General features: G+C 71.3%; 23 protein-coding genes, 1 tRNA gene and 1 pseudogene. 13 read left to right on the forward strand and 12 right to left on the reverse strand.

Annotated features, from left to right (window positions below; all coding sequences use genetic code 11):
* Positions 1-11: 11 nt before the first annotated feature.
* Positions 12-1283 carry a sensor domain-containing protein gene (locus tag ABZY20_RS15520; protein WP_356441851.1) on the reverse strand — a complete coding sequence of 424 codons (1272 nt, stop codon included), beginning with the start codon at positions 1281-1283 and terminating at the stop codon, positions 12-14.
* A 155-nt stretch (positions 1284-1438) separates the two neighbouring features.
* Here ABZY20_RS15520 and ABZY20_RS15525 point away from each other — a divergent pair, with 155 nt between their 5' ends.
* From ABZY20_RS15525 to ABZY20_RS15535, 3 genes are all read left to right on the forward strand, one after another.
* Positions 1439-2164 carry an ABC transporter ATP-binding protein gene (locus ABZY20_RS15525; protein WP_356441853.1) on the forward strand — a complete coding sequence of 242 codons (726 nt, stop codon included), beginning with the start codon at positions 1439-1441 and terminating at the stop codon, positions 2162-2164.
* Positions 2158-4329 (forward strand): ABC transporter permease, encoded by a 2172-nt coding sequence (locus ABZY20_RS15530; RefSeq protein WP_356441855.1) that lies wholly within the window; start codon positions 2158-2160, stop codon positions 4327-4329. Before ABZY20_RS15525 ends, ABZY20_RS15530 begins: the two co-directional genes overlap by 7 nt.
* 186 nt (positions 4330-4515) lie before the next feature.
* Positions 4516-5463 (forward strand): hypothetical protein, encoded by a 948-nt coding sequence (locus ABZY20_RS15535; RefSeq protein WP_356441857.1) that lies wholly within the window; start codon positions 4516-4518, stop codon positions 5461-5463.
* A gap of 96 nt (positions 5464-5559) precedes the next feature.
* On the opposite strand, the gene ABZY20_RS15540 is transcribed toward ABZY20_RS15535, so the two are convergent.
* Both ABZY20_RS15540 and ABZY20_RS15545 read right to left on the reverse strand, forming a co-directional pair.
* Entirely contained in the window at positions 5560-7149 is a 1590-nt protein-coding gene (locus ABZY20_RS15540) for an alpha/beta hydrolase (RefSeq protein ID WP_356441859.1), read from the reverse strand.
* Between the two features lie 209 nt (positions 7150-7358).
* Positions 7359-7619, reverse strand: a complete 261-nt coding sequence (locus tag ABZY20_RS15545) for a hypothetical protein (RefSeq protein ID WP_356441861.1) — start codon at positions 7617-7619, stop codon at positions 7359-7361.
* A gap of 7 nt (positions 7620-7626) precedes the next feature.
* On the opposite strand from ABZY20_RS15545, the gene ABZY20_RS15550 reads away from it, so the two are divergent.
* Positions 7627-7758 carry a hypothetical protein gene (locus tag ABZY20_RS15550; RefSeq protein WP_356441863.1) on the forward strand — a complete coding sequence of 44 codons (132 nt, stop codon included), beginning with the start codon at positions 7627-7629 and terminating at the stop codon, positions 7756-7758.
* Positions 7759-7767: 9 nt separating this feature from the next.
* Complete coding sequence (locus ABZY20_RS15555; RefSeq protein WP_356441865.1) at positions 7768-8352, forward strand: hypothetical protein; 585 nt, start codon at positions 7768-7770, stop codon at positions 8350-8352.
* Positions 8353-8570: 218 nt separating this feature from the next.
* On the opposite strand, the gene ABZY20_RS15560 is transcribed toward ABZY20_RS15555, so the two are convergent.
* Positions 8571-8654 (reverse strand) — tRNA-Leu (locus tag ABZY20_RS15560).
* Between the two features lie 473 nt (positions 8655-9127).
* On the opposite strand from ABZY20_RS15560, the gene ABZY20_RS15565 reads away from it, so the two are divergent.
* The 6 genes from ABZY20_RS15565 (at position 9128) to pknB (ending at position 17358) form a co-directional block, all read left to right on the forward strand.
* Positions 9128-9988 carry a DUF3662 and FHA domain-containing protein gene (locus ABZY20_RS15565; protein ID WP_356441867.1) on the forward strand — a complete coding sequence of 287 codons (861 nt, stop codon included), beginning with the start codon at positions 9128-9130 and terminating at the stop codon, positions 9986-9988.
* A 10-nt stretch (positions 9989-9998) separates the two neighbouring features.
* Positions 9999-10508, forward strand: a complete 510-nt coding sequence (locus ABZY20_RS15570; RefSeq protein ID WP_356441868.1) for an FHA domain-containing protein — start codon at positions 9999-10001, stop codon at positions 10506-10508.
* A 140-nt stretch (positions 10509-10648) separates the two neighbouring features.
* Entirely contained in the window at positions 10649-12199 is a 1551-nt protein-coding gene (locus tag ABZY20_RS15575; RefSeq protein ID WP_356441870.1) for a Stp1/IreP family PP2C-type Ser/Thr phosphatase, read from the forward strand.
* 27 nt (positions 12200-12226) lie between these two features.
* Positions 12227-13681, forward strand: coding sequence for an FtsW/RodA/SpoVE family cell cycle protein (locus tag ABZY20_RS15580; RefSeq protein ID WP_356441872.1), 1455 nt, complete (start codon positions 12227-12229; stop codon positions 13679-13681).
* On the forward strand, positions 13678-15156 hold the full coding sequence (locus ABZY20_RS15585) for a penicillin-binding protein 2 (protein ID WP_356441874.1): 1479 nt from the start codon (positions 13678-13680) through the stop codon (positions 15154-15156). The genes ABZY20_RS15580 and ABZY20_RS15585 overlap by 4 nt, the downstream gene beginning before the upstream one ends.
* 168 nt (positions 15157-15324) lie before the next feature.
* Entirely contained in the window at positions 15325-17358 is a 2034-nt protein-coding gene (gene pknB, locus ABZY20_RS15590; protein WP_356441875.1) for a Stk1 family PASTA domain-containing Ser/Thr kinase, read from the forward strand.
* Positions 17359-17428: 70 nt separating this feature from the next.
* On the opposite strand, the gene ABZY20_RS15595 is transcribed toward pknB, so the two are convergent.
* The 6 genes and pseudogenes from ABZY20_RS15595 to ABZY20_RS15620 form a co-directional block, all read right to left on the reverse strand.
* Positions 17429-18181 carry a class E sortase gene (locus ABZY20_RS15595; protein WP_356441877.1) on the reverse strand — a complete coding sequence of 251 codons (753 nt, stop codon included), beginning with the start codon at positions 18179-18181 and terminating at the stop codon, positions 17429-17431.
* Between the two features lie 13 nt (positions 18182-18194).
* The gene (locus ABZY20_RS15600; RefSeq protein WP_356441878.1) at positions 18195-19343 is read right to left on the reverse strand and encodes a class E sortase; all 1149 of its coding nucleotides are present in this window, start codon (positions 19341-19343) and stop codon (positions 18195-18197) included.
* Positions 19340-19978: an aminodeoxychorismate/anthranilate synthase component II gene (locus ABZY20_RS15605; protein WP_356441880.1), complete on the reverse strand. Its 639-nt coding sequence runs from the start codon at positions 19976-19978 to the stop codon at positions 19340-19342. Before ABZY20_RS15605 ends, ABZY20_RS15600 begins: the two co-directional genes overlap by 4 nt.
* Positions 19975-20172, reverse strand: a complete 198-nt coding sequence (locus ABZY20_RS15610) for a hypothetical protein (protein ID WP_033309918.1) — start codon at positions 20170-20172, stop codon at positions 19975-19977. The genes ABZY20_RS15605 and ABZY20_RS15610 overlap by 4 nt, the downstream gene beginning before the upstream one ends.
* Before the next feature lie 17 nt (positions 20173-20189).
* Positions 20190-20344 (reverse strand): annotated as a pseudogene (locus ABZY20_RS15615) (class E sortase); the annotation flags it as partial.
* A 21-nt stretch (positions 20345-20365) separates the two neighbouring features.
* Positions 20366-21145, reverse strand: a complete 780-nt coding sequence (locus ABZY20_RS15620) for a DUF881 domain-containing protein (RefSeq protein WP_356441881.1) — start codon at positions 21143-21145, stop codon at positions 20366-20368.
* Positions 21146-21284: 139 nt separating this feature from the next.
* On the opposite strand from ABZY20_RS15620, the gene crgA reads away from it, so the two are divergent.
* The gene (gene crgA, locus ABZY20_RS15625; protein ID WP_356441883.1) at positions 21285-21539 is read left to right on the forward strand and encodes a cell division protein CrgA; all 255 of its coding nucleotides are present in this window, start codon (positions 21285-21287) and stop codon (positions 21537-21539) included.
* Positions 21540-21794: 255 nt separating this feature from the next.
* On the opposite strand, the gene ABZY20_RS15630 is transcribed toward crgA, so the two are convergent.
* Together ABZY20_RS15630 and ABZY20_RS15635 are read right to left on the reverse strand one after the other, a co-directional pair.
* Entirely contained in the window at positions 21795-22685 is an 891-nt protein-coding gene (locus ABZY20_RS15630) for a rhomboid family intramembrane serine protease (protein WP_356441885.1), read from the reverse strand.
* Positions 22686-22781: 96 nt separating this feature from the next.
* Positions 22782-23309 (reverse strand): peptidylprolyl isomerase, encoded by a 528-nt coding sequence (locus ABZY20_RS15635; RefSeq protein WP_356441886.1) that lies wholly within the window; start codon positions 23307-23309, stop codon positions 22782-22784.
* A 345-nt stretch (positions 23310-23654) separates the two neighbouring features.
* Between ABZY20_RS15635 and ABZY20_RS15640 the strand changes: the two genes are divergently transcribed.
* Positions 23655-24356: a DUF5324 family protein gene (locus ABZY20_RS15640; RefSeq protein WP_356441887.1), complete on the forward strand. Its 702-nt coding sequence runs from the start codon at positions 23655-23657 to the stop codon at positions 24354-24356.
* The last annotated feature ends 96 nt before the right edge of the window (positions 24357-24452 follow it).

The raw sequence follows: 24452 nt of genomic DNA on the forward strand, positions 1-24452 counted from the left end.
GGGCACTCCGTTCACCTCGCAGCCTCGCAGGGGATCTCCACCCGCAGCAGGGTCGGTCCGCCGGGCGGGCTGGACAGGGAGAGTCTGCCATCGAGCACCGACACCCGGTCGGCGAGCCCGGTGAGCCCGCTGCCGGCACCGGCCCGGGCACCGCCGCGTCCGTCGTCGCGTATCCGCAGCAGCAGCCGTCCGTCGCGGTGGCCTCCGCTCACCTCGGCGCGGCTCGCGCCGCTGTGCCGGGCCACGTTGGCGAGCGCCTCGCACACCACGAAGTAGGCGGCCGCCTCGACCGCCTGGGGGAGCCGCCCGGGCAGCTCCAGGTCGAGGTCCACGGGCACCGCCGAACGGTCGGCGGCGTCGGCGACGGCGGCTTCGAGTCCGTAGTCGGCGAGGACCTTGGGGTGGATGCCGTGGATGAGTTCGCGCAGCTCCGCGAGGACCGCCCCGGCCTCCTCGTGGGCCTGGGCGAGCCGGTCGGCGAGCGGGCCGGGCGGGGTGTCGAGCCGGGCCAGGCCGAGCGTCATCGTCAGGGCGACCAGCCGCTGCTGCGCCCCGTCGTGCAGATCGCGCTCGATGCGCCGCCGCTCCGCCTCGAAGGCGTCCACCAACCGCACCCGCGACCGGGCCAGTTCGGCGACCCGGGCCCCCAGTCCGGCATCGCGCGGCGCGACCAGCATCCGGGCCAGCCCGGCCCGCGCCCCGGCCGCGACGCCCAGCAGATAGGCGCCCAGGGCCAGCAGGATCAGCCCGAGCGCGGCGCAGCCGAAGGCGGCCGGCCAGGTGGCGACGGTCCACAGCTTGAGCACCTTCGCCTCGCCGAGGACGGCCAGGAGCAGCGGCGTCACGGTCACGGACAGCGGGCACAGCAGCCCGGCCGTGAACACGAGGGCGTCGACCGGCCACAACAGCACCGCGAACAGCAGGGCGTGGCCGAGCTCCCGCCACGTGGCCCGCTCCCGCAGCCGCGTCGACAGCCAGGACCGCAGTCCCGGCTCGCGCGGCGGCTCGTGCGGGTCGGGCGCCGGTTCCGGGTCGACCAGCCGCAGCCGCAGCCGCTCCACCGCCGCCACCGGGATGCCGGCCAGGGCGGTGCCGAGCAGCAGCGGGACGCCCACCAGGGCGAGCGCGAGCACCCCGCCGGCCGCCGCCGACACCGCGACCGCCACGAGCACGACGGCGCCGGTCACCGCGCCGGTGAGCAGGTAGGCGGCCGACCGCCAGGGCCAGGCCGACAGCAGGTAGCCGGGGCGGGACAGGGCCCGCCACACGTTCCGAGGGTGCATGGGCATCACCGTAGGAGCACGTCACGGGCCCGGCCATGGGCCTGGGGGGAGGCCGGGGGTATGTCTGGCCCTACCCCCGGTGTAGGCCCCGCCGCACTGCGCCGACCCGGCTCCGGCCGGTTTCGTGGAGACGCCGTCGACACCAGGGGGAGCCCATGACACACGACGCCGTCCGGCTGGACTCGGTCACCAGGACCTATGGGGAGGTGACGGCACTCGGCGGGGTCTCGCTGGCCCTGCCCGCCGGGACGTTCACCGCCGTCATGGGCCCGTCCGGCTCCGGCAAGTCGACACTGCTGCAGTGCGCCGCCGGCCTGGACCGGCCCACCTCCGGGTCCGTCACCGTGGGCGGTACCGAACTGACCGGGCTGAGCGAGCGGCGGCTGACCCTGCTGCGCCGCGAGCGCGTCGGGTTCGTCTTCCAGGCGTTCAACCTGCTGCCCTCGCTGACCGCCGAGCAGAACGTGGCCCTGCCGCTGCGCCTGGCCGGACGCCGGGTGCCGAGGGCCCGGGTGCGGCAGGCGCTGGAGCAGGTCGGTCTCGCCGACCGCGCCGCGCACCGGCCGGGGCGGCTCTCCGGCGGGCAGCAGCAACGCGTCGCCCTGGCCCGGGCGTTGATCACCCGCCCCGACGTGCTCTTCGGCGACGAGCCGACCGGCGCCCTGGACACCCGGACCGGCCGGGAGGTGCTCGGGCTGCTGCGCGGCATGGTCGACCGCGAGGGCCAGACGGTCGTCATGGTCACGCACGACCCGGTCGCCGCGGCGTACGCCGACCGCGTGGTCTTCCTCGTCGACGGGCGCCTCGGCGGGGAGCTGACCGGCGCGGACGCCGACACCATCGCCACCCGCACGACCCGTCTGGAGACCCTCCCGTGCTGAGCGTCGCCCTGCGCACCCTGCGCACCCGCTGGACCGCCTTCACCGGCAGCTTCGTAGCCCTCGCGCTGGGCGTGGCCCTGCTCACGGTGACGGGCCTGGTGCTGGCCTCGTCCCTCTCCTCCACGCCCGCCGTCCGCCCCGCCGACCGGGTCATCGTCACGGCGCACGACACCCTGCGCGTACCGACCCCGGCCGGGGACCGCACGGCCCGGCTCGCCCACCCGCGCGCGATACCCGCCGCGACCGTGGCGGAGCTGCGCAGACTGGGCCCGGTGACGGTGGACCGGTCCCCCGCCGGCGTCCACCGGGTGGGCGTCGACGCCGATCCGGCGGCCGTGCGGGAGGCGGTGGGCCGCACCGCCGAGGTCCTCACCGGCGACGCCCGCCGCCACGCCGACCCGGGGTACGCACGGGACCGCGAGGCGCTCACCGCGATGAACGCCCTGCTCGGCACCGCCGGCGGCGTCACCGCCTTCGTGTCGGTCTTCGTCGTGGCCTCGACGTTCGCCTTCGCGGTCGAGCGGCGGCGCCGCGAGTTCGCCCTGCTGCGCACCGCCGGGGCCGGCCCGGGCCAGATCCGCCGCTGCGTGCTCGCCGAGGCCCTGGCCGTCGGCGTCCTCGCCTCGGCCACCGGCTGCGTCCTCGGCTCGTACGGGGCCCCGCTGCTGGCGCGGCGGATGGCCGACGAGGGTCTCGCCCCGGCCTGGTTCGTCCTCGGCAACGCCACCTGGCCGTACCACGCGGCCTTCTGGACCGGCCTGTCCGTCGCCCTGTGCGGGGCGGCCGCGGCCTCCTGGCGGGCCGGCCGCACCGCCCCCGCCGAGGCCCTGCGCGAGGCCTCCGCCGACAGCGGCGTGCTCACCCCGGGCCGTCTGCTGTGCGGCACGGCCCTGCTGCTCACCGCCGCCGTGACCCTGGCCCTGTCCCTGACCGGCGACCCGGGCGACCTGCTCCACCGCAAGACCTACGTCAGCCGCCCGATGCTGCTGATCACCGCGGCCGCCCTGCTGTCCCCGCTGGTCCTGCGCCCCCTGGTGAGGCTGCTCACCCCCCTGCCGGGCGTCTGCTCCCTGCTGATCCGCGAGAACACGTCCGCCGGGGTACGCCGTACCGCCGCGCTCGCGGCCCCGGTGCTGGTCACGGTCGCCCTCGCCGGGTCCCTGCTCGGTGCCACCGCCACCCTGAACCGGGCGAAGGCCGCCGAGGCGCGCGACCGCACCACCGCCGCCTTCGTGGTGACCCCGGCCGACGGCAGGGGCTTCGACGAGCGGACCCTGCGCCGCCTGCGGGCGGTCCCGGACACCGTGGTCTCGCCCTCGTCCTCCACGGCCGTGCACGTCCTGGAGGACGGCGTGGCCCTGATCCGTTCCGAGGCCCGCGCCGCCGCACCCGGCGCCCTGGCCGCGACCTCGCGCCTGCCGCTGGCCGCGGGCCGGGTGAGCGACCTCGACGACGACTCGATCATCGTCAACGAGGAGTGGCAGCGGCACCGCGTGGGCGACCGGGTCCGCGTCTGGCTCGGGGACGGGACGCCGCGCACCCTGCGGGTCGCCGCGGTCATGACCACCGGCACCGGCGGCAACGGCGTCCACCTCACCCCGCGCAACGCCCCGGGCGCCGCGGCCGACCGCGTCGACGTGGCCCTGGCCGCGGGCGCGGACCCGCGGGCGGTCGCCACCGCGCTGCACCGGGCGGCGGGCCACCACCGGGTCCTCACCCGGGAGGCGTGGCTGCGGGCCACCCACCCCGAGACCCACCGCACCACCCGCCTCGGCCTGCTGCTCGTCCTCGGCATCGCCCTCCTGTACACGGGCATCTCCGTGGCCAACACGACGGTCATGGCCGCGTCCGGCCGGGTCCGCGACCTGGCCGCGCTGCGGCTGGCCGGTGCCACCCGGGGGCAGGTGCTGCGGCTGACCGGTGCCGAGGCGCTGACGGTCGTGGCGGCGGGGGCGCTGCTCGGCCTGCTGGTCACCGCCGTCAACCTGGCCGGGATGTGGATGGCCCTCGCGCTGCTGTCGGTCCGGCCGCCCCTCGCCCTGCCGTGGCAGGCACTCGGGATCACGGTCGCCGCGTGCGCCCTGCTCGCCGTGGTGTCCGCGGTCGTCCCGGCCGCGCTCGCGCTGCGGCGCCGGGCGGTGGACCCGGCGGGCTTCCGGGACTGAGGCCCCGGCGTCCCAGGGATGCGTCGGCAGGTCTTCTGCGTCACAGTGGAAACAGGAGCGGAATCAGAAACTCGCCTGTCTTCCACGGCACTTGACGCACGTGGCGGTCCACAGCGCACGCGTCCCCGGAACGTCTCACCCCGACGCACCCCGCACCCCGCCGTTGCTCCAGAGAGGTGGAGCGAGATGAACACCTTCCCCAAGCCCGTGATCGACGCCATGGCCGACCGGACCATGCGCCTGCACCACATGCTGTGGCACTCCGCACGTGACTCCTGGGCGGTCCTGACACCGCAGGAACGGGAGGTCTACCGCGCCCACGGCTGGGAGCCGCCGCGGCAGTCCCTGTCCGCGCCGGACCCCGTCACCGGCCGGCGCGCCGTCGAGTTCGACAACGGCTCGGGCGAGGACTTCCTGTTCATGCACCGGGAGATGATCGCCACGGTCGACGAGATCCTCGCCGAGCTGGGCGACCCGCAGCATCCCCGCGTGGAGGGCTGGCCGACGATCCCGGCACCGGACGACACCGACTACCCGGTCCCGCCCCCCTTCGAGGTCCCGGGCGACGCCGGCACCACCGACGCCATCGGCAACGCCAAGACGCAGGCCGCGTTCGACAGGATCCGGGCCTGGGAGGACCAGTTCACCGACCCGGTACGGCTGCGCCAGATGTCGCTCCGCCGCCTGGGCGCGAGTATCGAGTACGGCATCCACAACCAGATGCATCTGCGCTGGTCGGCCGAACTGCCCGCCTACCGGCCCGGCGGCGACGACTTCAGCGTCGACCCGCAGTGGGACGACTCCGCCTACAACTGGCTCGCCGACACCTACTCCGCCCACGTGAACCCGGTCTTCTGGAAGCTCCACGGCTGGGTGGACGCCCGGATCGACGACTGGATGGCAGCCAACGAGCTGACCGGGCCGGTCCCGTGGAGCTTCGACCCGCCGTGGAGCGGCCCCGCGGGCGCGCACGACCACCACCGGGTGATGCGGCTCGCGCTGCGCGCCCAGCCGGGCAACGCCGAGGCCGAGGCGCTGCGCTCGCGCCTGGGCAGCATGGAGGCCACGGTCGAGGACCTGCGCCAGGCGGGCGTCGCGGAACCCGTCCGCTTCGCCGTCCACGAGGACCTCTGACCACCCGCGTACGGCCGCCGCGAAGGACGCCGGTCGCGGGGAGGCCGGGGCCGGGACCGTCCGGACCGATCCCCCGCCTCCCCGCGACTCCGCTGATCAGAAGCGGCCGGCCATCCCGGGGAGGCCCGGCGGCGTCGGCAGCGGCAGCCGGTTCGGGGTGGCGCGCTCGTCCGCGGCCGGAGCGGCCTTGCAGGTGACGTCCTTCGCGGGGAGCCTGCCGGTGGTCAGGTAGGCGGTGGCCGTCTTGTCGGCGCACGACTTGGTGCCGTAGATGCCGTGTCCGACGCCTCCGGCGACGGTGACCATCTTCGAGCCCTTCATGGCGCGGCGCAGGCCCTGGCCGCTGGTCAGCGGCGTCTGGGAGTCCCACTCGTTCTGCAGGATCAGCGCGCGCACCGAGTTGCCGATCCGGGTGGCGGGCTCGCTGCCGCTCTTCTTCCAGAAGGCGCACGGCTTGATGTGGGAGGCGAAGTCGCCGTACAGCGGGTACCTGGCCTTGTCCCGGATCGCGTCCTTGCGGTACTGCTCGGGGTCGCGCGGCCAGGCGCGGGTGTCGGCGCAGACGACGGCCCAGAAGCCGGCGTCGCCGTTGTCGTCGGGCACGGTCCGGCCGAAGGACGGCGGAACGGGCTCGGGCGTCCTGAGGTTGTCCCGGCCGGCGGACGGGGCGGTGGAGGCTCCGGCGGCGGCCTTCTTCAACTCGGCGACCGCTTCGGCGGCTTCACGCGTGCCGAAGAACATGCCCCGCAGGCCGGAGCGGATGTCGTCACCGGTCACCGGCGTGCCGTCGAGGTCGATCGGCTTGCGGTCGGCCCGGGCGACCAGGTCGTAGAAGCTCTTGCGGACCGCCTCGGGGGTCCGGCCCAGCTTGTAGGTGGCGTGCCGTGCGGCGGTCCACTCGGTCCACCGGGTGAAGGCGGGTTCGGCGCCCTCGGCCCAGACCTGGATCATCCCGCGCCAGACGCGGGCCGGGTCGACGGCGCTGTCCAGCACGAAGCGGTCGGTGCGCTTGGGGAACATCTGCGTGTAGACGGCGCCGAGGTAGGTGCCGTAGGAGTAGCCGAGGTAGGAGATCTTCTTCTCGCCGAGCACGGCGCGGATGACGTCCATGTCCCGGGCGGTGTTGCGGGTGGTGATGTGGCGCAGCTTGTCGCCCTGCTTCTTGTCGCACTTCTCGGCGACGGTCCGCGCCCACTTCACGTCCTTGGTGAACGTCGCGGCCTTGTAGGGCCGTTCCCAGTTCCGCTCGGCGGACGTCAGGCCGCAGCCGACGGGACTGCTCAGGCCGATGCCCCGCGGATCGAAGCCGACGAGGTCGTACGCGTTCTTCACGGACTTGGGCAGTTCGTCGGCCATGTACTGCGGCATGTCGACCCCCGGCCCGCCCGGGCCGCCCGGGTTGAGCAGCAGCACACCGCGCCGTTCCTTCTTGGTGCTCGTCCTCATCCGCGATATCGCGAGGTCGAGTTTCTTGCCGCCCGGTCTGGCGTAGTCGAGCGGCACTTTGATCGTGGCGCACTGGAGGGAGGCGGGCAGTTCCTTGTCGCAGCGGTGCCAGGCCGGTTTCTGCTGGAGGTAGGGGCGGAGGGTGTGCTCCGCGGCGGACGCGGTGGCGGGGGTCAGCACGGGGACCAGCGGGGTGACGGCGCTGACCGTCAGGAGGAGGGCTATTCGACTATGACGCACGCGCGTTGAGTCCTCGGGTCGATGCGTACGGGACGCACCCACCCTGCCGCCCGCGGAATGCGGATTGATCCCTCCACGGGGCGGTGTTTCCTCCCACCCTGGAGGGACGGGGAGTTGGGCCGGATCGTGCCCGAGTCGGACAACCGCGACCGGCTTTTCTCCCTCTCCCAGAAATGGCGCATCAAAGGGAAGTCGATGCGCTGAGGACGTCAAGTAAACCGAATTGCAAGGAAGTCCGGTGCGGCGTCCCTACCGGAGACGCTCACGCGATGCCGCCGCGCGAACTCCTCCGCCCGGACCAGCCGGGTGCACAGGCCGGACACCCGCCGCTGCGCGCCCTCCTCGCAGCCCCGCACCCGGCCCCGCAGCTCCTCCCGCTCCCCGGGCGGCAGTCCCGCACCGGAGTCCAGACGGCCGGTGGCCGCCAGCAGCGAGCGCATCTCGTCCTGCGTGAATCCCAAGGGCTTCATATGGCGGATGACCATGATCGGCCAGACGGTGATCAACGTGCGGGCGTCCGGCGCCCGATCCGGCGTCCCGGCCGTCACCGACCCCGACGGCACCACCGGCGTCCACCGGCTCGGCAGAGCGCTGCCCGGCGGCGGATAGCGTGCGGGCATGGCGACGACGGGGAAACGACGGGTCCTGTACCGGCAGGGCAGCGGATTCTGGCCGATGACGGCGAAGTGGGCCCTGGTCTTCGGGGCCGTGTACCTGCTGGACGGCGGACTGATCCGGTCCTGGGGCGAGGCCCTGGTCTGGGTGGGGATCGGGGTCCTGCTGTGGGTGCCGTGCGGGATCGGGGTCGTCTGGTACCCGAGGAGGGACCAGCGGGTCCGGCTGACGGCGGCTGAGCTGCGGGTGCGGCGCCGGGGGCTGCCGATGGAGGACGTGAACCTGCTGCACGTGGCGCGGCTGTGGCTGGAGGGGCGGTCGACCGCGGACGATCTGCCCGTTCCGGAGTGGCCGCGGACCGAGCGGGTGGTGTGGGTGCCCCTGCGGGACGGCCGGGCGTTCGGCGTGGAGTTCCGCGATCCGGCCGCGTTCGCCGGGGTCTTCGGCGCCTTCGCGGTCGAGGCGTGCGGCGGTCCCGACGCCGTCCGCGCGCGGGCCGCGACGGCGGCCTGCCCGGAGCCCCGCCCGATGCGGGCCCGCCCCGCCGGCGACGGCTCCGCGGCGGATCTCCTGGACCTCTTCGACTGACAGCCGGGACCGCCGGCCCGGGGCGGCGCTCCGCCGCCGGCGGTCTCCGGACCGGCTCCCGCCGCGCCCACCGGCCGGCGCCCCACGAGCGCTGAGACCTTCCTCACAGAGGGACCCGCCCCGAGAGCCGCAGCAGCGGATCCACGGCCCGGACGCACATCACACCACGACAAAAAAGGACGGGCGGCATCGCTCTCACGATGCCGCCCGTCCCGCTGTGCGCGAGGGGGGAGTTGAACCCCCACGCCCTTTCGGGCACTGGAACCTGAATCCAGCGCGTCTGCCTATTCCGCCACCCGCGCATTGGGTGTGTCCTGGGCTCCTGCCCCGCTGGGGCCGGCGCCTTCCGACACGCAGAACATTAGCACGCTGCAGGGGGTGGGTTCACATCCCTTCTTCCCGCAGGCAGGAGCCCCGCCGGACCTTAGGTGTCGCTGCCACGTATCAGCGCGTGCCAGTTCACGTATCAACCTCGTACCGGTACCCCCCGTCTCCCCAGGAGGGGGTCCGGGTCCACAGCCGGGTGCGGGACACTGGTCTTCGGCCGCCTCTACGATCCTTGGCGGGAGTACCTGAAGCGGTTGTGCGCGGCAGGACTGCCGGCGGAGTTCGAAGAGGCGCTCCACAGGGAACTTCGTCATGCGTCGACACCCGTCGGCGGTGCTGACAGGGGGAACCAGCCGATCGAGCGGCGCGTGGATACGATCAGTAAGCAGTACCAGGCAAGCGGCCCGCAGGGCAGTACACAGGACGGCAGCGACGGAGGAGGTGCCCCATGGGAGTCCTGAAGAAGTTCGAGCAGCGTCTCGAAGGTCTGGTCAACGGCACCTTCGCCAAGGTGTTCAAGTCCGAGGTCCAGCCCGTGGAGATCGCGGGTGCGCTCCAGCGCGAGTGCGACAACAACGCCACCATCTGGAACCGCGACCGCACGGTCGTGCCCAACGACTTCATCGTCGAGCTGAGCACGCCGGACTTCGAGCGGCTCAGCCCGTACTCCGGCCAGCTCGGCGACGAGCTCGCCGGCATGGTGCGCGACTACGCCAAGCAGCAGCGCTACACCTTCATGGGCCCGATCAAGGTGCACCTGGAGAAGGCGGAGGACCTCGACACCGGCCTGTACCGGGTGCGCAGCCGTACGCTCGCCTCCTCCGCCAGCCAGCAGGGCGGCCCGGGAGGCGGCGCCGCCGCACCCGCCGCCCCGCAGGGCGGACGCCCCGGCGGCTACGGCTACCCGCCGGCCGCCGCGCCCGCCGGCGCCCCGCCCATGCCGGCCGCGCCGCCGCCCGGCGGCCGCCCCGGCGGTTACGGCTATCCCCCGGCCGCGGGCGCCCAGCGCCCGCCGGCCGCCGGCGGCCGGACCCGCCACTGGATCGAGATCAACGGCACCCGCCACCAGATCTCCCGCCCGACGCTGGTGCTGGGCCGCAGCACGGACGCCGACGTGCGGATCGACGACCCCGGCGTCTCCCGCCGGCACTGCGAGATCCGGACCGGAACGCCCTCGACGATCCAGGATCTCGGATCCACCAACGGCATCGTGGTGGACGGGCAGCACACCACCCGCGCTACGCTCCGCGACGGCTCGCGGATCGTCGTGGGCAGCACCACCATCATTTACCGGCAAGCCGAAGGGTGAAGCGGGGGCAATGTCAGAGCTGACCCTCACGGTCATGCGGCTGGGTTTCCTGGCCGTACTGTGGCTGTTCGTGATCGTGGCCGTGCAGGTCATCCGGAGCGACCTGTTCGGCACGCGGGTCACGCAGCGCGGTGCACGTCGCGAAGCCGGCCGCCAGCAGGCCGCCGCACGCCAGGCTCCGCCGCAGCAGCGCCAGCAGTCCGGCGGCGGCCGCCGCGGCCGTAACGCCCCCACCAAGCTGGTCGTGACCGAGGGCACCCTCACCGGCACCACGGTCGCGCTCCAGGGCCAGACGATCACCCTGGGCCGGGCGCACGACTCCACGATCGTGCTGGACGACGACTACGCCTCCAGCCGCCATGCCAGGATCTACCCGGACCGCGACGGCCAGTGGATCGTCGAGGACCTCGGCTCCACCAACGGCACGTACCTGGACCGGAACCGGCTGACGACTCCCACACCGATTGCGCTGGGCGCGCCGATCCGCATCGGCAAGACCGTCATCGAGCTGCGGAAGTAGTGCTACATCATGGATAGGCGCGAGCGGAGCGAGCACGCAGTGGCGGGCCTCATCCCGGCCCCCCGCGCGCTCCCGACCGGAGGGTGGGCAGTGTGGCTCGACACGACCGGCTGTACCCGGAGCCGACAGGCGAGGTGCGCATGAGTCTGTCACTGCGCTTCGCGGCCGGATCGCACAAGGGCATGATCCGGGAGGGCAACGAGGACTCCGGTTACGCCGGCCCCCGCCTGCTCGCCATCGCCGACGGCATGGGCGGCGCCGCGGCCGGTGAGGTCGCCTCCTCCGAGGCCATCTCCACGATCGTCGCGCTCGACGACGACGTCCCCGGCTCCGACATCCTCACCTCGCTCGGCACCGCGGTGCAGCGCGCCAACGACCAGTTGCGCTCCATGGTCGAGGACGACCCGCAGCTGGAGGGCATGGGCACCACCCTGACCGCCCTGCTGTGGACGGGCCAGCGCCTCGGCCTGGTGCACGTCGGCGACTCGCGCGCCTACCTGCTCCGCGACGGCGTCCTGACGCAGATCACACAGGACCACACCTGGGTGCAGCGCCTGGTCGACGAGGGCCGCATCACCGAGGAAGAGGCCACGACCCACCCGCAGCGCTCGCTGCTGATGCGGGCGCTCGGCTCCGGCGACCACGTCGAGCCGGACCTGTCGATCCGCGAGGTCCGCGCCGGCGACCGCTACCTGATCTGCTCCGACGGCCTGTCCGGCGTGGTGTCCCACCAGACGCTGGAGGACACCCTCGCCAGCTACCAGGGCCCGCAGGAGACCGTCCAGAACCTGATCGAGCTGGCCCTGCGCGGCGGCGGCCCCGACAACATCACGGTGATCGTCGCCGACGTCCTCGACCTGGACACCGGCGACACCCTCGCCGGGCAGCTGTCCGACACGCCGGTCGTGGTCGGCGCGGTCGCCGAGAACCAGCACCAGCTGCACGACAACGGCATCATGCAGACCCCGGCCGGCCGCGCCGCGGGCCTCGGCCGCCGGCACGGACAGGGCGGAGGCGGCGAGTTCGGCCCGCCCGGCTCCGGCGACACGACCGGCTACATCCCGGCCGCCGGCTTCGACTACGGCGACGACGACTTCGACAAGCCCCGCCGCAAGGGCCGCTGGCTGAAGAGGTCCTTCTACGGCGCCCTCGCGCTGGCCGTGGTCGGCGGCGCCCTGTACGGCGGCTACCGCTGGACGCAGACGCAGTACTACGTCGGCGTCGAGGACGAGCACGTCGCGCTGTACCGGGGCATCAGCCAGGACCTGGCCTGGGTGTCGCTGTCGAAGGTCGAGCAGGACCACCCCGAGATCGAACTCAAGTACCTGCCGCCCTACCAGCAGAAGCTGGTCGAGGCGACCATCGCCGAGGGCGGGCTGAAGAACGCCCAGGCGAAGATCCAGGAACTGTCGGTGCAGGCCTCCGCGTGCAAGAAGCAGGCGCAGCGCCGCGAAGCCGAGAGCAAGAACAACGCCAAGACCGGCGAAGGTGAGGCCGGGGGCACCACGGGAACCACTCCCGCCTCCTTCACGTCCAAGGCCACACCGACACCGAACCCGTCGGACCCGTCCGGCTCCCCGTCGGCGCCTGAGAAGTCCACGCCCCCGACCACGACCGCACCCACTCCCAGCCCCGGCCCCAGCCTCTCGGAGGAAGAGCAGAAGGTCGTCTCGCTGTGCGGTAAGCAGTAGGCAAGCCGTGAGAGGCCCTGTCACAAGATGAGCGGTACGAACACGTCGCACTCGGCGACGCACCACACGTCCACGATCGGCGCGATCGGCGCGCCGAGCAGACGCAACACCGAACTGGCGCTGCTGGCCTTCGCCGTCGTCATCCCGGTGTTCGCGTACCTCAACGTCGGCCTGGCCATCAACGACGAGGTGCCCGCCGGTCTGCTGAGCTACGGCCTGGGACTGGGCCTGCTGGCCGGAGTGGGGCATCTCGCCGTACGGAAGTTCGCGCCGTACGCGGACCCGCTGATGCTGCCGCTGGCGACGCTGCTCAACGGCGTGGGGCTGGTGGCCATCTGGCGGCTGGACCAGTCGAAGCGGCTGCAGGCGAGCAGCAACTTCGTCGAGGCGGCACCGCGCCAGCTGCTGTACTCCGCGATGGGCGTCGCCCTGCTGGTGGGCGTACTGATCTTCCTCAAGGACCACCGCGTCCTGCAGCGCTACACGTACATCTCCATGGCGGGCGCGCTGTTCCTGCTGGTCCTGCCGCTGGTGCCCGGCCTCGGCGCGAACATCTACGGCGCCAAGATCTGGATCAAGATCCCCGGCCTCGGCACGCTGCAGCCCGGTGAGTTCGCCAAGATCGTCCTGGCCGTGTTCTTCGCCGGCTACCTCATGGTCAAGCGGGACGCCCTGGCGCTGGCCAGCCGCCGCTTCATGGGCCTGTACCTGCCGCGCGGGCGCGACCTGGGACCGATCCTGGTCGTCTGGGTGATCTCGATCCTCATCCTGGTCTTCGAGACCGACCTCGGTACGTCCCTGCTGTTCTTCGGGATGTTCGTCATCATGCTGTACGTCGCCACCGAGCGGACCAGCTGGATCGTCTTCGGTCTGCTGATGTCCGCGGTCGGCGCCGTCGGCGTGGCCAGCTTCGAGCCGCACATCCAGACCCGTGTGCAGGCCTGGCTGGATCCGATGCGCGAGTTCGAGCTGTCCCGCGCCGGCGTCCAGGACGGCATCGTCCACTCCGAGCAGGCCATGCAGGCCCTGTGGGCGTTCGGCTCCGGCGGCACCCTCGGCACCGGCCTCGGGCAGGGCAACTCCGACCTCATCGGCTTCGCCGCCAACTCCGACTTCATCCTCGCCACCTTCGGCGAGGAGCTGGGGCTGGCCGGCGTCATGGCGATCCTGCTGATCTACGGCCTGATCGTCGAACGCGGTGTCCGGACCGCGCTGGCGGCCCGCGACCCGTTCGGCAAGCTGCTGGCCATCGGCCTGTCCGGTGCCTTCGCCCTCCAGGTCTTCGTCGTGGCCGGCGGTGTGATGGGCCTCATCCCGCTGACCGGTATGACGCTGCCCTTCGTGGCCTACGGCGGATCGTCCGTGATCGCCAACTGGGCCCTGATCGGCATTCTGCTGCGCATCAGCGACACCGCACGCCGTCCCGCCCCGACCCCGGCAGGCAATCCCGATGCCGAGATGACTCAGGTGGTCCGCCCGTGAACAAGCCCCTGCGCAGGATCGCGATCTTCTGCGGTCTGCTCGTCCTTGCCCTGCTGATCCGCGACAACTGGATCCAGTACGTCCAGGCCGACGAGCTGAAGAGCGACAAGAACAACCGGCGCGTCATCATCGAGCGCTACGCCTCCCCGCGCGGCGACATCATCGTCGACGGCAAGCCGATCACCGGATCCGCCGAGACGCCGGGCAGCGACTTCAAGTTCAAGCGGACCTACAAGGACGGCGCGATGTGGGCGCCGGTCACCGGCTACGCCTCGCAGGCCTTCGGCGCCACCCAGCTCGAGTCCATCGAGGACGGCATCCTCACCGGCAACGACGACCGGCTGTTCTTCCGCAACACCCTCGACATGCTCACCGGCAAGAAGCAGGAGGGCGGCAACGTCGTCACGACGCTGAGCGCCGCCGCGCAGAAGGCCGCGTACAACGGCCTGAAGAAGCAGGGCGGCAAGGGCGCCGTCGCCGCCATCGAGCCGTCGACGGGCAAGATCCTGGCCCTGGCCTCCTACCCGTCCTACGACCCGTCGTCCTTCGCGGGCAACTCCACGACGACGGACACCGAGGCCTGGCAGAAGCTGCAGAAGAAGACCAACCCCAACGACCCGATGCTGAACCGGGCGCTGCGCGAGACCTACCCGCCGGGCTCCACCTTCAAGGTGCTCACCGCGGCCGCGGCCCTGGAGGACGGGCTGTACACGGACCCGGACGCCAAGACCGACTCGCCGGACCCGTGGGTCATGGAGGGCACCACCACGAAGCTGCCCAACGAGGGCAACATCCCCTGCAAGAACGCGACTCTGCGGGTGGCGCTCCAGTACTCCTGCAACACCGTGTTCGGCAAGATCGGTTCGGACCTCGGCAACGACAAGATGCTGGACATGGCGAAGAAGTTCGGCTTCGGCGAGGAGCACTTCACGCCCGTCCGCACCAACGCCTCGGTCTTCTCCGACAACATGAACCCGTCGCAGACCGCGCTGTCCTCGATCGGCCAGTTCAACACCGCCGCGACCCCGCTGCAGATGGCCATGGTGGCGTCGGCCGTCGCCAACGACGGCACGCTGATGAAGCCGTACATGGTCGACGAGCTCCAGTCGCCCGGCCTCGACCCGATCGAGAAGACCGACCCCGAGGAGCTGAGCCAGCCGCTGTCGGCGAAGAACGCGCAGATCCTGCAGTCGATGATGGAGACGGTCGTCGACAAGGGCACGGGCTCCAGGGCCAAGATCCCGGGCGTCACGGTGGGCGGCAAGACCGGTACCGCCCAGCACGGCGTGGACAACAGCGAGAACCCGTACGCGTGGTTCATCTCCTACGCCAAGGCGGAGGACGGCAGTGCCCCGGTCGCCGTCGCGGTCGTGATCGAGGACGACAACGCCGTCCGTGACGACATCTCCGGCGGCGGCCTCGCGGCGCCGATCGCGAAGAGCGTGATGGAGGCGGTCATCGACAGCAAGAAGTGACCCCGCTCACGTCTGCTTCACATCGGTGCACGTTGCGATACCGGTCCTGTATCGGCTGACGGGCTTGGCCAGGTCACACAAAGCGAGCCGGGTACGGTAGGCCCGGACGGCAGTCTCCGACCGCACAAGCTTCCGGTCGGGACCGACGGAGAGGGCTGGTAGGTAGCTATGGAAGAGCCGCGTCGCCTCGGCGGCCGGTACGAACTGGGCCAGGTGCTCGGGCGTGGTGGCATGGCGGAGGTCTACCTCGCGCATGACACCCGCCTCGGCCGCACCGTGGCGGTGAAGACGCTGCGCGCGGATCTCGCGCGTGACCCGTCCTTCCAGGCCCGGTTCCGCCGGGAGGCCCAGTCGGCCGCCTCGCTCAACCATCCCGCGATTGTCGCGGTCTACGACACGGGCGAGGACTACATCGACAACGTGTCGATCCCGTACATCGTGATGGAGTACGTCGACGGCTCCACGCTCCGTGAGCTCCTGCACTCCGGCCGCAAGCTGCTGCCGGAGCGGGCCATGGAGATGACCATCGGCATCCTCCAGGGCCTGGAGTACGCCCACCGCAACGGCATCGTCCACCGCGACATCAAGCCCGCGAACGTCATGCTGACGCGCAACGGCCAGGTCAAGGTGATGGACTTCGGCATCGCCCGCGCCATGGGCGACTCCGGCATGACGATGACCCAGACCGCGGCCGTCATCGGCACCGCCCAGTACCTCTCCCCGGAGCAGGCCAAGGGCGAGCAGGTGGACGCCCGCTCCGACCTGTACTCCACCGGCTGCCTGCTGTACGAGCTGCTGACCGTCCGTCCGCCCTTCGTGGGCGACTCCCCGGTCGCCGTCGCGTACCAGCACGTGCGGGAAGAGGCGCAGGCCCCGTCGGTCTTCGACCCCGAGATCACGCCCGAGATGGACGCGATCGTCCTCAAGGCGCTCGTCAAGGACCCCGACTACCGCTACCAGTCGGCGGACGAGATGCGCGCCGACATCGAGGCCTGCCTGGACGGCCAGCCGGTCGCGGCCACGGCCGCCATGGGCGCGGTGGGGTACGGCGGTTACCCCGACGACCAGCCGACGACGGCCCTGCGCGCGGACTCCGGCGCGGGCGCCACGTCGATGCTGCCGCCCATGAACCCGGACGACGGCGGCTACGGCTACGACGACCGTCCCGACCGGCGCCGCGGACAGCAGCGCAAGTCCAACACCTCCACGGTCCTGCTCGTGGTCGCGGGCGTCCTCGTCCTGGTCGGCGCGATCCTGATCGGACGGTGGGCGTTCAGCGGCAACGGTGACACCGGCGACGAGGCGTTCAAGGCGCCGAACTTCATCGGTGAGACGAAGAGCACCGCGGAGAAGCTGGCCAAGAACGCCGATCTGCAACTGGCCTTCTCCAGCAAGCCCTGCGAGAACCAGACCAAGGGCAACATCTGCTCGCAGGACCCGACGGCCGGCACGGACGTCAAGAAGGGGGACACCATCTCCCTCGTGGTCTCGACCGGCGCGCCCAAGGTGGCCGTGCCCAGCGTCGTCGGCGACAGCCTGGAGGACGCCAAGGCGACGCTGGAGGGCGACAAGTACGAGTTCGTGGTCGAGACGAAGGCGAAGGAGTCCCCGGAGGACCCCGGCACCGTGCTCGAGCAGGACCCGGACCTGGGCCAGGAGGTGGAGAAGGGCTCCACCATCACCCTCACCGTCGCCAAGGCCGCGGAGAAGTCCACCGTCCCGGACGTGCTCGGCCAGTCCTGTGACGCGGCCAAGCAGCAGATGCAGGCCAGCAACCTGGTCGGCAACTGCACCGAGGTGGAGACGGACGACGACAACCAGGTCGGCAAGGTCATCGCGACCACGCCGCAGGCCGGCTCCTCCGTCGACAAGAACTCGTCGGTCAACATCCAGATCGGCAAGAAGAAGGAGAAGCAGAAGGTCCGCGTGCCCCAGGTCGTCGGGCAGACCGTGGGTCAGGCCAAGCAGACCCTCGCGCAGGCCGGCTTCACCAACATCCAGTTCGCGGGCGGCAGCGACCAGGGCGACAACGCCCTCGTCACCGGCCAGGACCCCCAGGGCAACAAGGAGGTCGACGACCCGGCGAACACGCCGATCACCCTCCAGACCGTCGGCTTCGGCGGCAACAACGGGGGCAACAACAACGGCGGCGGCGACAACGGCGGCATCTTCGGCGGCATCACCGGCCGCCAGGAGGACTGACCCCCGGCTCGCCCACGCCAGGGCCCCGGCACCCTCTCGGGGGTGCCGGGGCCCTGGCGTTCGCCGCCCTCTAGGAGCGCAGTTCCTTCGGCGGTGTCCGCTCCGCGTCGACCTTCTCGACCCGCTCCAGCTCGCCCCAGACGACGTACCGGTACGTGCTCGTGTACAGCGGCGTGCACGTCGTCAGCGTGATGTAGTGGCCCGGCTTCTTCCGGCCGGACTCCTCGGGGACCGGGGAGAGGACCTTGACGTTGTACTTCGAGGTCTCGGGGAGGATGCCGTAGACCTTGTAGACGTACCACTTGTCCTTCGTCTCGAAGACGATCGGGTCGCCCTTCTCGATCTTGTCGATGTCGTGGAACTTCGCGCCGTGGCCGTCGCGATGGGCGGCGAGGGAGAAGTTGCCGGTCTTGCCGGACATCGGCAGGGTCGCCTTGACGGGGTCGGTGTAGTAGCCGGCGACACCGTCGTTGAGGATCTTGTTCGACGTGCCCTTCTCGACCAGGACCTCGTCGCCGCTCATCGCGGGCACGTGCAGGAAGCCGATGCCGCTCTTGGTGTCCAGCGCGCCCGGCCCGCCCCGCCCGTGCGCCCAGTCGTCACGCACCCGGTCGGCCTGCTTGCCGGCGGCCCGGTCGGCCACGACGTTCGTCCACCACAGCGAGTAGGCGACGAACAGACCGAGGACCAGGCCCGCGGTGATGAGGAGTTCCCCGAAGAAGCCGACCGCCATCGCGACCGGGCCGGGGCGGCGCCGTGCCGCGGGCGGCCGGGACGCCGTGCCGGTGTGCTTCTCGTGGTCCGTGTCGGTGGTCGCTGCCACTGGTCATCTGCCCTTAACTGACGAGCGCATCCGGCTTTCCCTTGCTGCGCGGCCGTTCCTCGACCATCTTGCCCCAGACGATCATCCGGTACTTGCTGGTGAACTCCGGCGTGCACGTGGTCAGCGTGATGTAGCGGCCGGGCTTGGTGAATCCCGACCCCGGGGGGATCGGGTTCAGGACGCTCGTGTTGCTCGGGGGCGTCACGGGCAGGATCGACGCCATCTTGTAGACGTAGTACTCGTCCTGGGTCTCCACGACGATCGGATCGCCGGGAGAGAGCCGGTTGATGTACCGGAACGGCTCCCCGTGCGTGTTGCGGTGTCCCGCCAGTCCGAAGTTGCCGGTCTTGTCACCGGGCATCGCGGTCTTCAGCGCGCCCTCGGCGTAGTGCCCGACCATGCCGCGGTCGAGGACGCCCTTGCTGCTGGTGCCCTCCGCGATCGGCACCACGACGTCCAGCTTCGGGATGTGCAGGATGGCGAATCCCTGCCCCGGCTCGAAGGCGCCGGGGTTGCGCTTGCCGTTCGCCCAGTCGTTCTGGAGGCTGCTGGCCTCCTTGCCCGCCTGTGCGTGCGCCCGGACGTTCGTCCACCACAGCTGGTAGGTGACGAACAGCAGCATCAGCACGCCGGTGGTGATGAACACCTCGCCTATGGCCCGGCTCGCCACGACCGCCGCGCCCGGCTTGCGGGCCCGCGCCTGCCGCCGCGCCTCGACCCGCGACAGCGGCGCCCGGGACCCCTCGCGCCGCGAGGGCGCCTCCGCGGCCCCGCCGTGCCGTCCGTGACGGCCCTTGGCGGCCTTTCTGCGGGCCGCCCGGCCGCCCGGGGCGGGTCCGTCGCGCCGCGCGGCCGAGGAGGCGCCAGAGCCCCTCGTGGCGGCACCGGCCGCGGGCGGCGGATCCGGGATCCGCAGCGCCACCGTCTCCTCGTCGATCACGGGCGGCGGCTGGTACGTCTCCTGCGCGGCGGGCTCGTACGACGTCGCGTACGGCTCCGGCTGCGGCGCCCGGGGCTGCGGGCCGGGCCCGGGCGCGTACGGCTGCCGCGCGGCGGCCTCGTACGCCCCTCCCCCCGACCAGTCCTCGAACGCGCCCGTCGCCCCGTACGACTGCTGCCCGTACGAGGTGTCGGACTCGCGCTCGGGGCGCAGGGCGGTCACGCCGTGGCCCTGCCCACCACCGGGGCGAGCCCGGCCGACCTCGCCACCGCGCCCTGGTCGCCGCACTCCACCAGCCAGTTGGCCAGCATCCGGTGCCCGTGTTCGGTCAGCACCGACTCGGGGTGGAACTGCACGCCCTCGACGGGCAGTTCGCGGTGCCTGAGGCCCATCACGATGCCGTCGTGCGTGCGGGCCGTGACCTCCAGCTCGGCCGGGACCGTGGCCGGCTCGGCGGCCAGCGAGTGGTAGCGCGTGGCCGTGAAGGGCGAGGGCAGGCCCGCGAAGACGCCGGTGCCGTCGTGCTCGACCAGCGAGGTCTTGCCGTGCAGCAGCTCGGGCGCCCGGTCCACCACCCCGCCGTACGCCACCTGCATCGACTGCATGCCGAGGCAGACGCCGAAGACCGGCACGCCCGTGCCGGCGCAGTGCCGGACCATGTCCACGCAGACGCCGGCCTGCTCCGGCGTGCCCGGGCCCGGGGAGAGCAGGACCCCGTCGAAGCCGTCCTGGGCATGCGCCGTCGAGACCTCGTCGTTGCGCAGGACCTCGCACTCGGCGCCCAGCTGGTACAGGTACTGGACCAGGTTGAAGACGAAGCTGTCGTAGTTGTCGACGACGAGAATGCGCGCGCTCACTGGTTGTCCACCGTCACATCGTTGAAGGGCAGCAGCGGTTCCGCCCACGGGAAGACGTACTGGAAGAGGACGTAGACCACGGCCACGACCAGGACGAGCGAGATCACTGCCTTCACCCATGTGTTCCCCGGCAGATGCCGCCAGATCCAGCCGTACATGCCGTCCCTTCCGTCGTACCACGGCACCAGACCCACGCCGTACAGCCACCAGACTAACGGCGCGGCGCCTCCGGTTTCCCGGCCTCCACGGGCCGGGTGGAGTCCGGGTGCGCCCGGACGACCCCGCGCGCGTGTACCCGGAAGTACGGGGGACAGGGGCGATCGCCTCAATGTCCGGGGGAACTGTCGCGTACGGGCCCTTGTCGACACCCCGCCCCCGGCCCGGCCGCTACTCCACGGGCTTCGCGTAGTGCAGATCCACTGTGCCCGAGTAGCCGGGCAGAGTCACCGGGCCGTTCTCCTCGACCTTCCAGCCGAGCCCGTAGACGTTGACGTAGACCATGTAGTTCTGGATCGCCGGGGACTCCGCGAGCGCCTTCCTCAGCTTTCCGGGGTCGCCCACGGCGGTGATCTTGTACGGCGGTGAGTAGACGCGGCCCTGGAGGATCAGGGTGTTGCCGACGCAGCGCACCGCGCTGGTGGAGATCAGCCGCTGGTCCATGACCTTGATGCCCTTGGCGCCGCCCAGCCACAGCGCGTTCACCACGGCCTGCAGGTCCTGCTGGTGGATCACCAGGTAGTCCGGCTGCGGCTCGGGATAGCCGGGCAGCTTGGCCGTGGCGTCCGGCGGGGCGTCGTTGAGCGTGACGGTGAGCGAGTCGCCCGTGAGCTTCTGCGTGCCCGCGCGCTTCTCCAGCGCCGCGAGTTTGGCGTCCTCGGCCCGGGTGGACCCGTCGTCGCGCTCGGCCAGCGCCTCTATGTCACCGCGCAGGGCCCCGTTCGCCTCGTCCAGCTCGCCGTTCTCGCGGCTGCGTTCGTGGATGAGGTCGGACAGCTTCAGCAGCGAGCTGTCCGTGCGGATGTTGGTGCCCTTGGCGGTGTTGAAGCTGGTGAAGAAGATCAGCCCCGCGAGAGCGAAGACGGCCGCCGTGAGGATCCGCACGGGCCGGAAACGGCGCGCGCGCCCAGGGGTGGATCCCGTCCCGGGGGAGTCGGCAGAATTGCTCAACGTACCCTTATCTCCTTCGGCGCGGCGGAAGCACTACGCTAACGGACGCCCGGGGGAGCAATCGGAGTCCCCTTACGCTGCCCCGAGACCGACCCAGTTACCTGCGCGGCCACGCAGCGCATCGACAGGAGAGACCCTCGTGCCGAAGTCACGTATCCGCAAGAAGGCCGACTACACGCCGCCGCCGTCGAAGCAGACGACCGCGATCAAGCTGAACAGCCGCGCCTGGGTCGCGCCGGTCATGCTGGCCATGTTCCTCATCGGCCTGGCCTGGATCGTCGTCTTCTACGTCACCGACGGCACGCTGCCCATCGACACCCTGGGCAACTGGAACATCGTGGTGGGCTTCGGCTTCATCGCCGCCGGATTCGGCGTCTCGACCCAGTGGAAGTAGCGGTCACCGGACGGTGAACGCAGCTCTGCCCAGGACTGTTCGCTGAGTTATCCACAGCCGTTATCCACAGGTGGAAAAGAAAGACGATCTGTGGATAACTCGTCGAACGTTGACGCCGGTATGACGGAAGTACCAGTGGTCGAAAACCTGTTCGCCCCCTGCCTGACCTGCGGGAACATAGGTCAGTGACAGGGGGCACATGTGTTCCCGCACACTATGCACAAGATCCGCCACCCGCTGTGGACAAAGCCCTGGTCAGCTGAGCTGCGCTGTCCTCAACAGGGTCAGCAGGACGACCACGGCGAGCACCAGCGCGCAGGTGCCGTACTGGATCAGGGCGCGGCGCTCCCGCGGGGCGTGGACCATGGCGTATCCCACGACGACACCGGCGACGAGACCACCGATGTGGGCCTGCCAGGAGATGTTGAACCCCGGGGCGAAGGTGAAGATCAGGTTGATCGCCAGCAGCGCGATGATCGGCCGCAAGTCGTAGTTGAGCCGGCGCATCAGCACGGCCGTGGCACCGAAGAGGCCGAAGATCGCCCCGGAGGCGCCCAGCGTGGCCGTGTTCGGGGAGGCCAGCAGATAGGCCAGCGCGCTGCCCGCGAGTCCGGAGACGAGGTAGAGCGTGAGGTAGCGGACGCGGCCCAGTGCCGCTTCCAGGGGGCCGCCCAGCCACCACAGGCCGAGCATGTTGAACGCGATGTGCCAGACCTCCTGATGCGTGAACATCGAGGTCACCATGCGGTACCACTCGCCTCCCGCCACGCCCTGGGTGGGAGTGAAGGGCGCGGGCGGCCAGGCACCGAGCAGGACGATGTCGTTCAGGATCGACTCGCGGGCCTGCACGGCGATGAACACCGCCAGGTTGATCCCGATGAGGATCTTGGTGAGCAGGCGGGGGTCGGAGGCGATGGTGCCGCCGGCGAGGGTGCGGGGCATGGCGGCCGAGGGTGCGTGGCCGGTGCCGGAGCCGGTGCGCACGCACTCGGGGCACTGGAAACCGACCGAGGCGTCGACCATGCACTCGGGGCAGATCGGACGCTCGCAGCGGGTGCAGCGGACACCGGTCTCGCGGTCCGGGTGGCGGTAGCACATGGGGACGCTGTGGGCGTCCCGCGGGGTGCCCGCAGCCTGGTCGTCCATGGGATCCCCTCGGTCGTGGTCAGAAAAAAGCCCGCCCTGCTCATCCCTACGGATGAGCAGGGCGAATGGTTCCCTGTGGGGGCTTCGGTGCTCGCCTCAGCGGGTCTCGACGACGACCGACTCGATGACCACGTCGTTGAGCGGCCGGTCGGTGCGCGGGTTCGTCTGGGTCGTGGCGATGGTGTCCACGACCTTCTGGCTGGCCGCGTCGGTGACCTCGCCGAAGATGGTGTGCTTGCGGTTCAGCCACGCCGTCGGGGAGACGGTGATGAAGAACTGCGAGCCGTTGGTGCCCGGGCCGGCGTTGGCCATCGCCAGCAGGTAGGGCTTGTCGAAGCGCAGGTCCGGGTGGAACTCGTCCTCGAACTGGTAGCCGGGACCGCCGGTGCCGTTGCCCAGCGGGTCACCGCCCTGGATCATGAAGCCGCTGATCACCCGGTGGAAGACCGTGCCGTCGTAGAGCCTGTCCGTGGTCTTCTGGCCCGTCTCGGGGTGCGTCCACTCCCGCTCGCCCTGGGCGAGCTCGACGAAGTTCTTGACCGTCTTCGGGGCGTGGTTCGGCAGAAGCCGGACTTCGATGTCGCCGTGGTTGGTCTTCAGGGTGGCGTAGAGCTGCTCAGCCACGATCTGCCTTCCGTTGTCTTTCTGTGACTCCCTGATCCTCGCATGGACGGGGCGCCGCGTCGCCCGACCTCCGTTCACCGGAGGCGAAGCGGTCGGGGCCGTTGCGGAAATCCGGTCGAGTCGTCCCGCGCCGGGGGCATACGACGGCGATCCGTGGCATGGTCGCATTGTCGACGACAAGCTCCCGTTGCCCGCTATTCATCCGCTATGGCACGTGATCGGCGCGAGAGACCGGCTTGTGTGACCCGGATGCGCCTCCGCGCATGCCTGGTGGTGCCCCGGGAGGCATGATCCGTAAAAGGGTGGAAAGTCGAAATACCGTACGCCACCGAGGAGGAGGAACCCGTGACCCGCATCGACAGCGTGCGCGCCGCGACCGGTTCGGCGAAGGACAGCGTGCTGCACGCCGCGGAAGTGGTGGCGCCCTACGCCGACACGGCCAAGGACAGGGCCGCGCACTACGCACACGAGGCGCGCGTACGGCTGGCGCCCAAGGTGACGCAGGCCGCCGGGCAGGCACGTGTCCAGTACGGCGCCCATGTGCAGCCTTATCTGGAGCAGGCCCGCGCCCATGTACCGCCGAAGGTCGACCAGGCCGCCCACGAGGCAGCCGTCCGCACCCGCAAGGCCGCCCGTCAGGCGGCGGAGTACTCCAAGCCCAGGATCGAGCAGGCGAGGGCAGCGGCCGTGCCGATGTCGGCCGAGGCCGTCGCCCGGAGTGCGGCCGTGATGGCCGCGCTGCGCGGTCAGGTCTCGCCGAAGGAGATCCAGAAGCTGGTCCGCAAGCACGAGCGGCGGGCCCGGGCCGGCAAGGCCGTGAAGACGCTGGTGATCATCGGCGCCGTCGCGGGCGGTGCCTTCGCCGCGTGGAAGTGGTGGGACAAGCAGGCCAACCCGGACTGGCTGGTCGAGCCGCCCGCGGCGACGGAGGTCCCCGAGTCGGGCCGGCTGTCCTCCGTGGACGGCACCGGCCAGGCGGCCCTCGACCCCGAGGTCGAGGCCAAGGAGGCCGAGGAGGAGGCCGCCAAGCGCGACGACCGTTCCTGAACGGCCGCCGTTCAACAGCGCGGCGGGGCGGGAGACTTGAGGCGTGCCTCGAGCTCTCCCGCCCCGCCGTGCTGTTTCACGTGAAACAGCGGCGCC

This window comes from Streptomyces sp. NPDC006624, from assembly GCF_040611555.1.
In the GTDB taxonomy this organism is placed as follows: Bacteria; Actinomycetota; Actinomycetes; order Streptomycetales; family Streptomycetaceae; genus Streptomyces.

Coding starts and splice junctions, on each gene's coding strand:
- ABZY20_RS15520 (WP_356441851.1), bottom strand. CDS start 1,283: ATGCACCCTCGGAACGTGTGGCGGGCCCTGTCCCGCCCCGGCTACCTG.
- ABZY20_RS15525 (WP_356441853.1), top strand. CDS start 1,439: ATGACACACGACGCCGTCCGGCTGGACTCGGTCACCAGGACCTATGGG.
- ABZY20_RS15535 (WP_356441857.1), top strand. CDS start 4,516: ATGAACACCTTCCCCAAGCCCGTGATCGACGCCATGGCCGACCGGACC.
- ABZY20_RS15545 (WP_356441861.1), bottom strand. CDS start 7,619: ATGAAGCCCTTGGGATTCACGCAGGACGAGATGCGCTCGCTGCTGGCG.
- ABZY20_RS15550 (WP_356441863.1), top strand. CDS start 7,627: ATGACCATGATCGGCCAGACGGTGATCAACGTGCGGGCGTCCGGCGCC.
- ABZY20_RS15555 (WP_356441865.1), top strand. CDS start 7,768: ATGGCGACGACGGGGAAACGACGGGTCCTGTACCGGCAGGGCAGCGGA.
- ABZY20_RS15565 (WP_356441867.1), top strand. CDS start 9,128: ATGGGAGTCCTGAAGAAGTTCGAGCAGCGTCTCGAAGGTCTGGTCAAC.
- ABZY20_RS15570 (WP_356441868.1), top strand. CDS start 9,999: ATGTCAGAGCTGACCCTCACGGTCATGCGGCTGGGTTTCCTGGCCGTA.
- ABZY20_RS15575 (WP_356441870.1), top strand. CDS start 10,649: ATGAGTCTGTCACTGCGCTTCGCGGCCGGATCGCACAAGGGCATGATC.
- ABZY20_RS15580 (WP_356441872.1), top strand. CDS start 12,227: ATGAGCGGTACGAACACGTCGCACTCGGCGACGCACCACACGTCCACG.
- pknB (WP_356441875.1), top strand. CDS start 15,325: ATGGAAGAGCCGCGTCGCCTCGGCGGCCGGTACGAACTGGGCCAGGTG.
- ABZY20_RS15630 (WP_356441885.1), bottom strand. CDS start 22,685: ATGGACGACCAGGCTGCGGGCACCCCGCGGGACGCCCACAGCGTCCCC.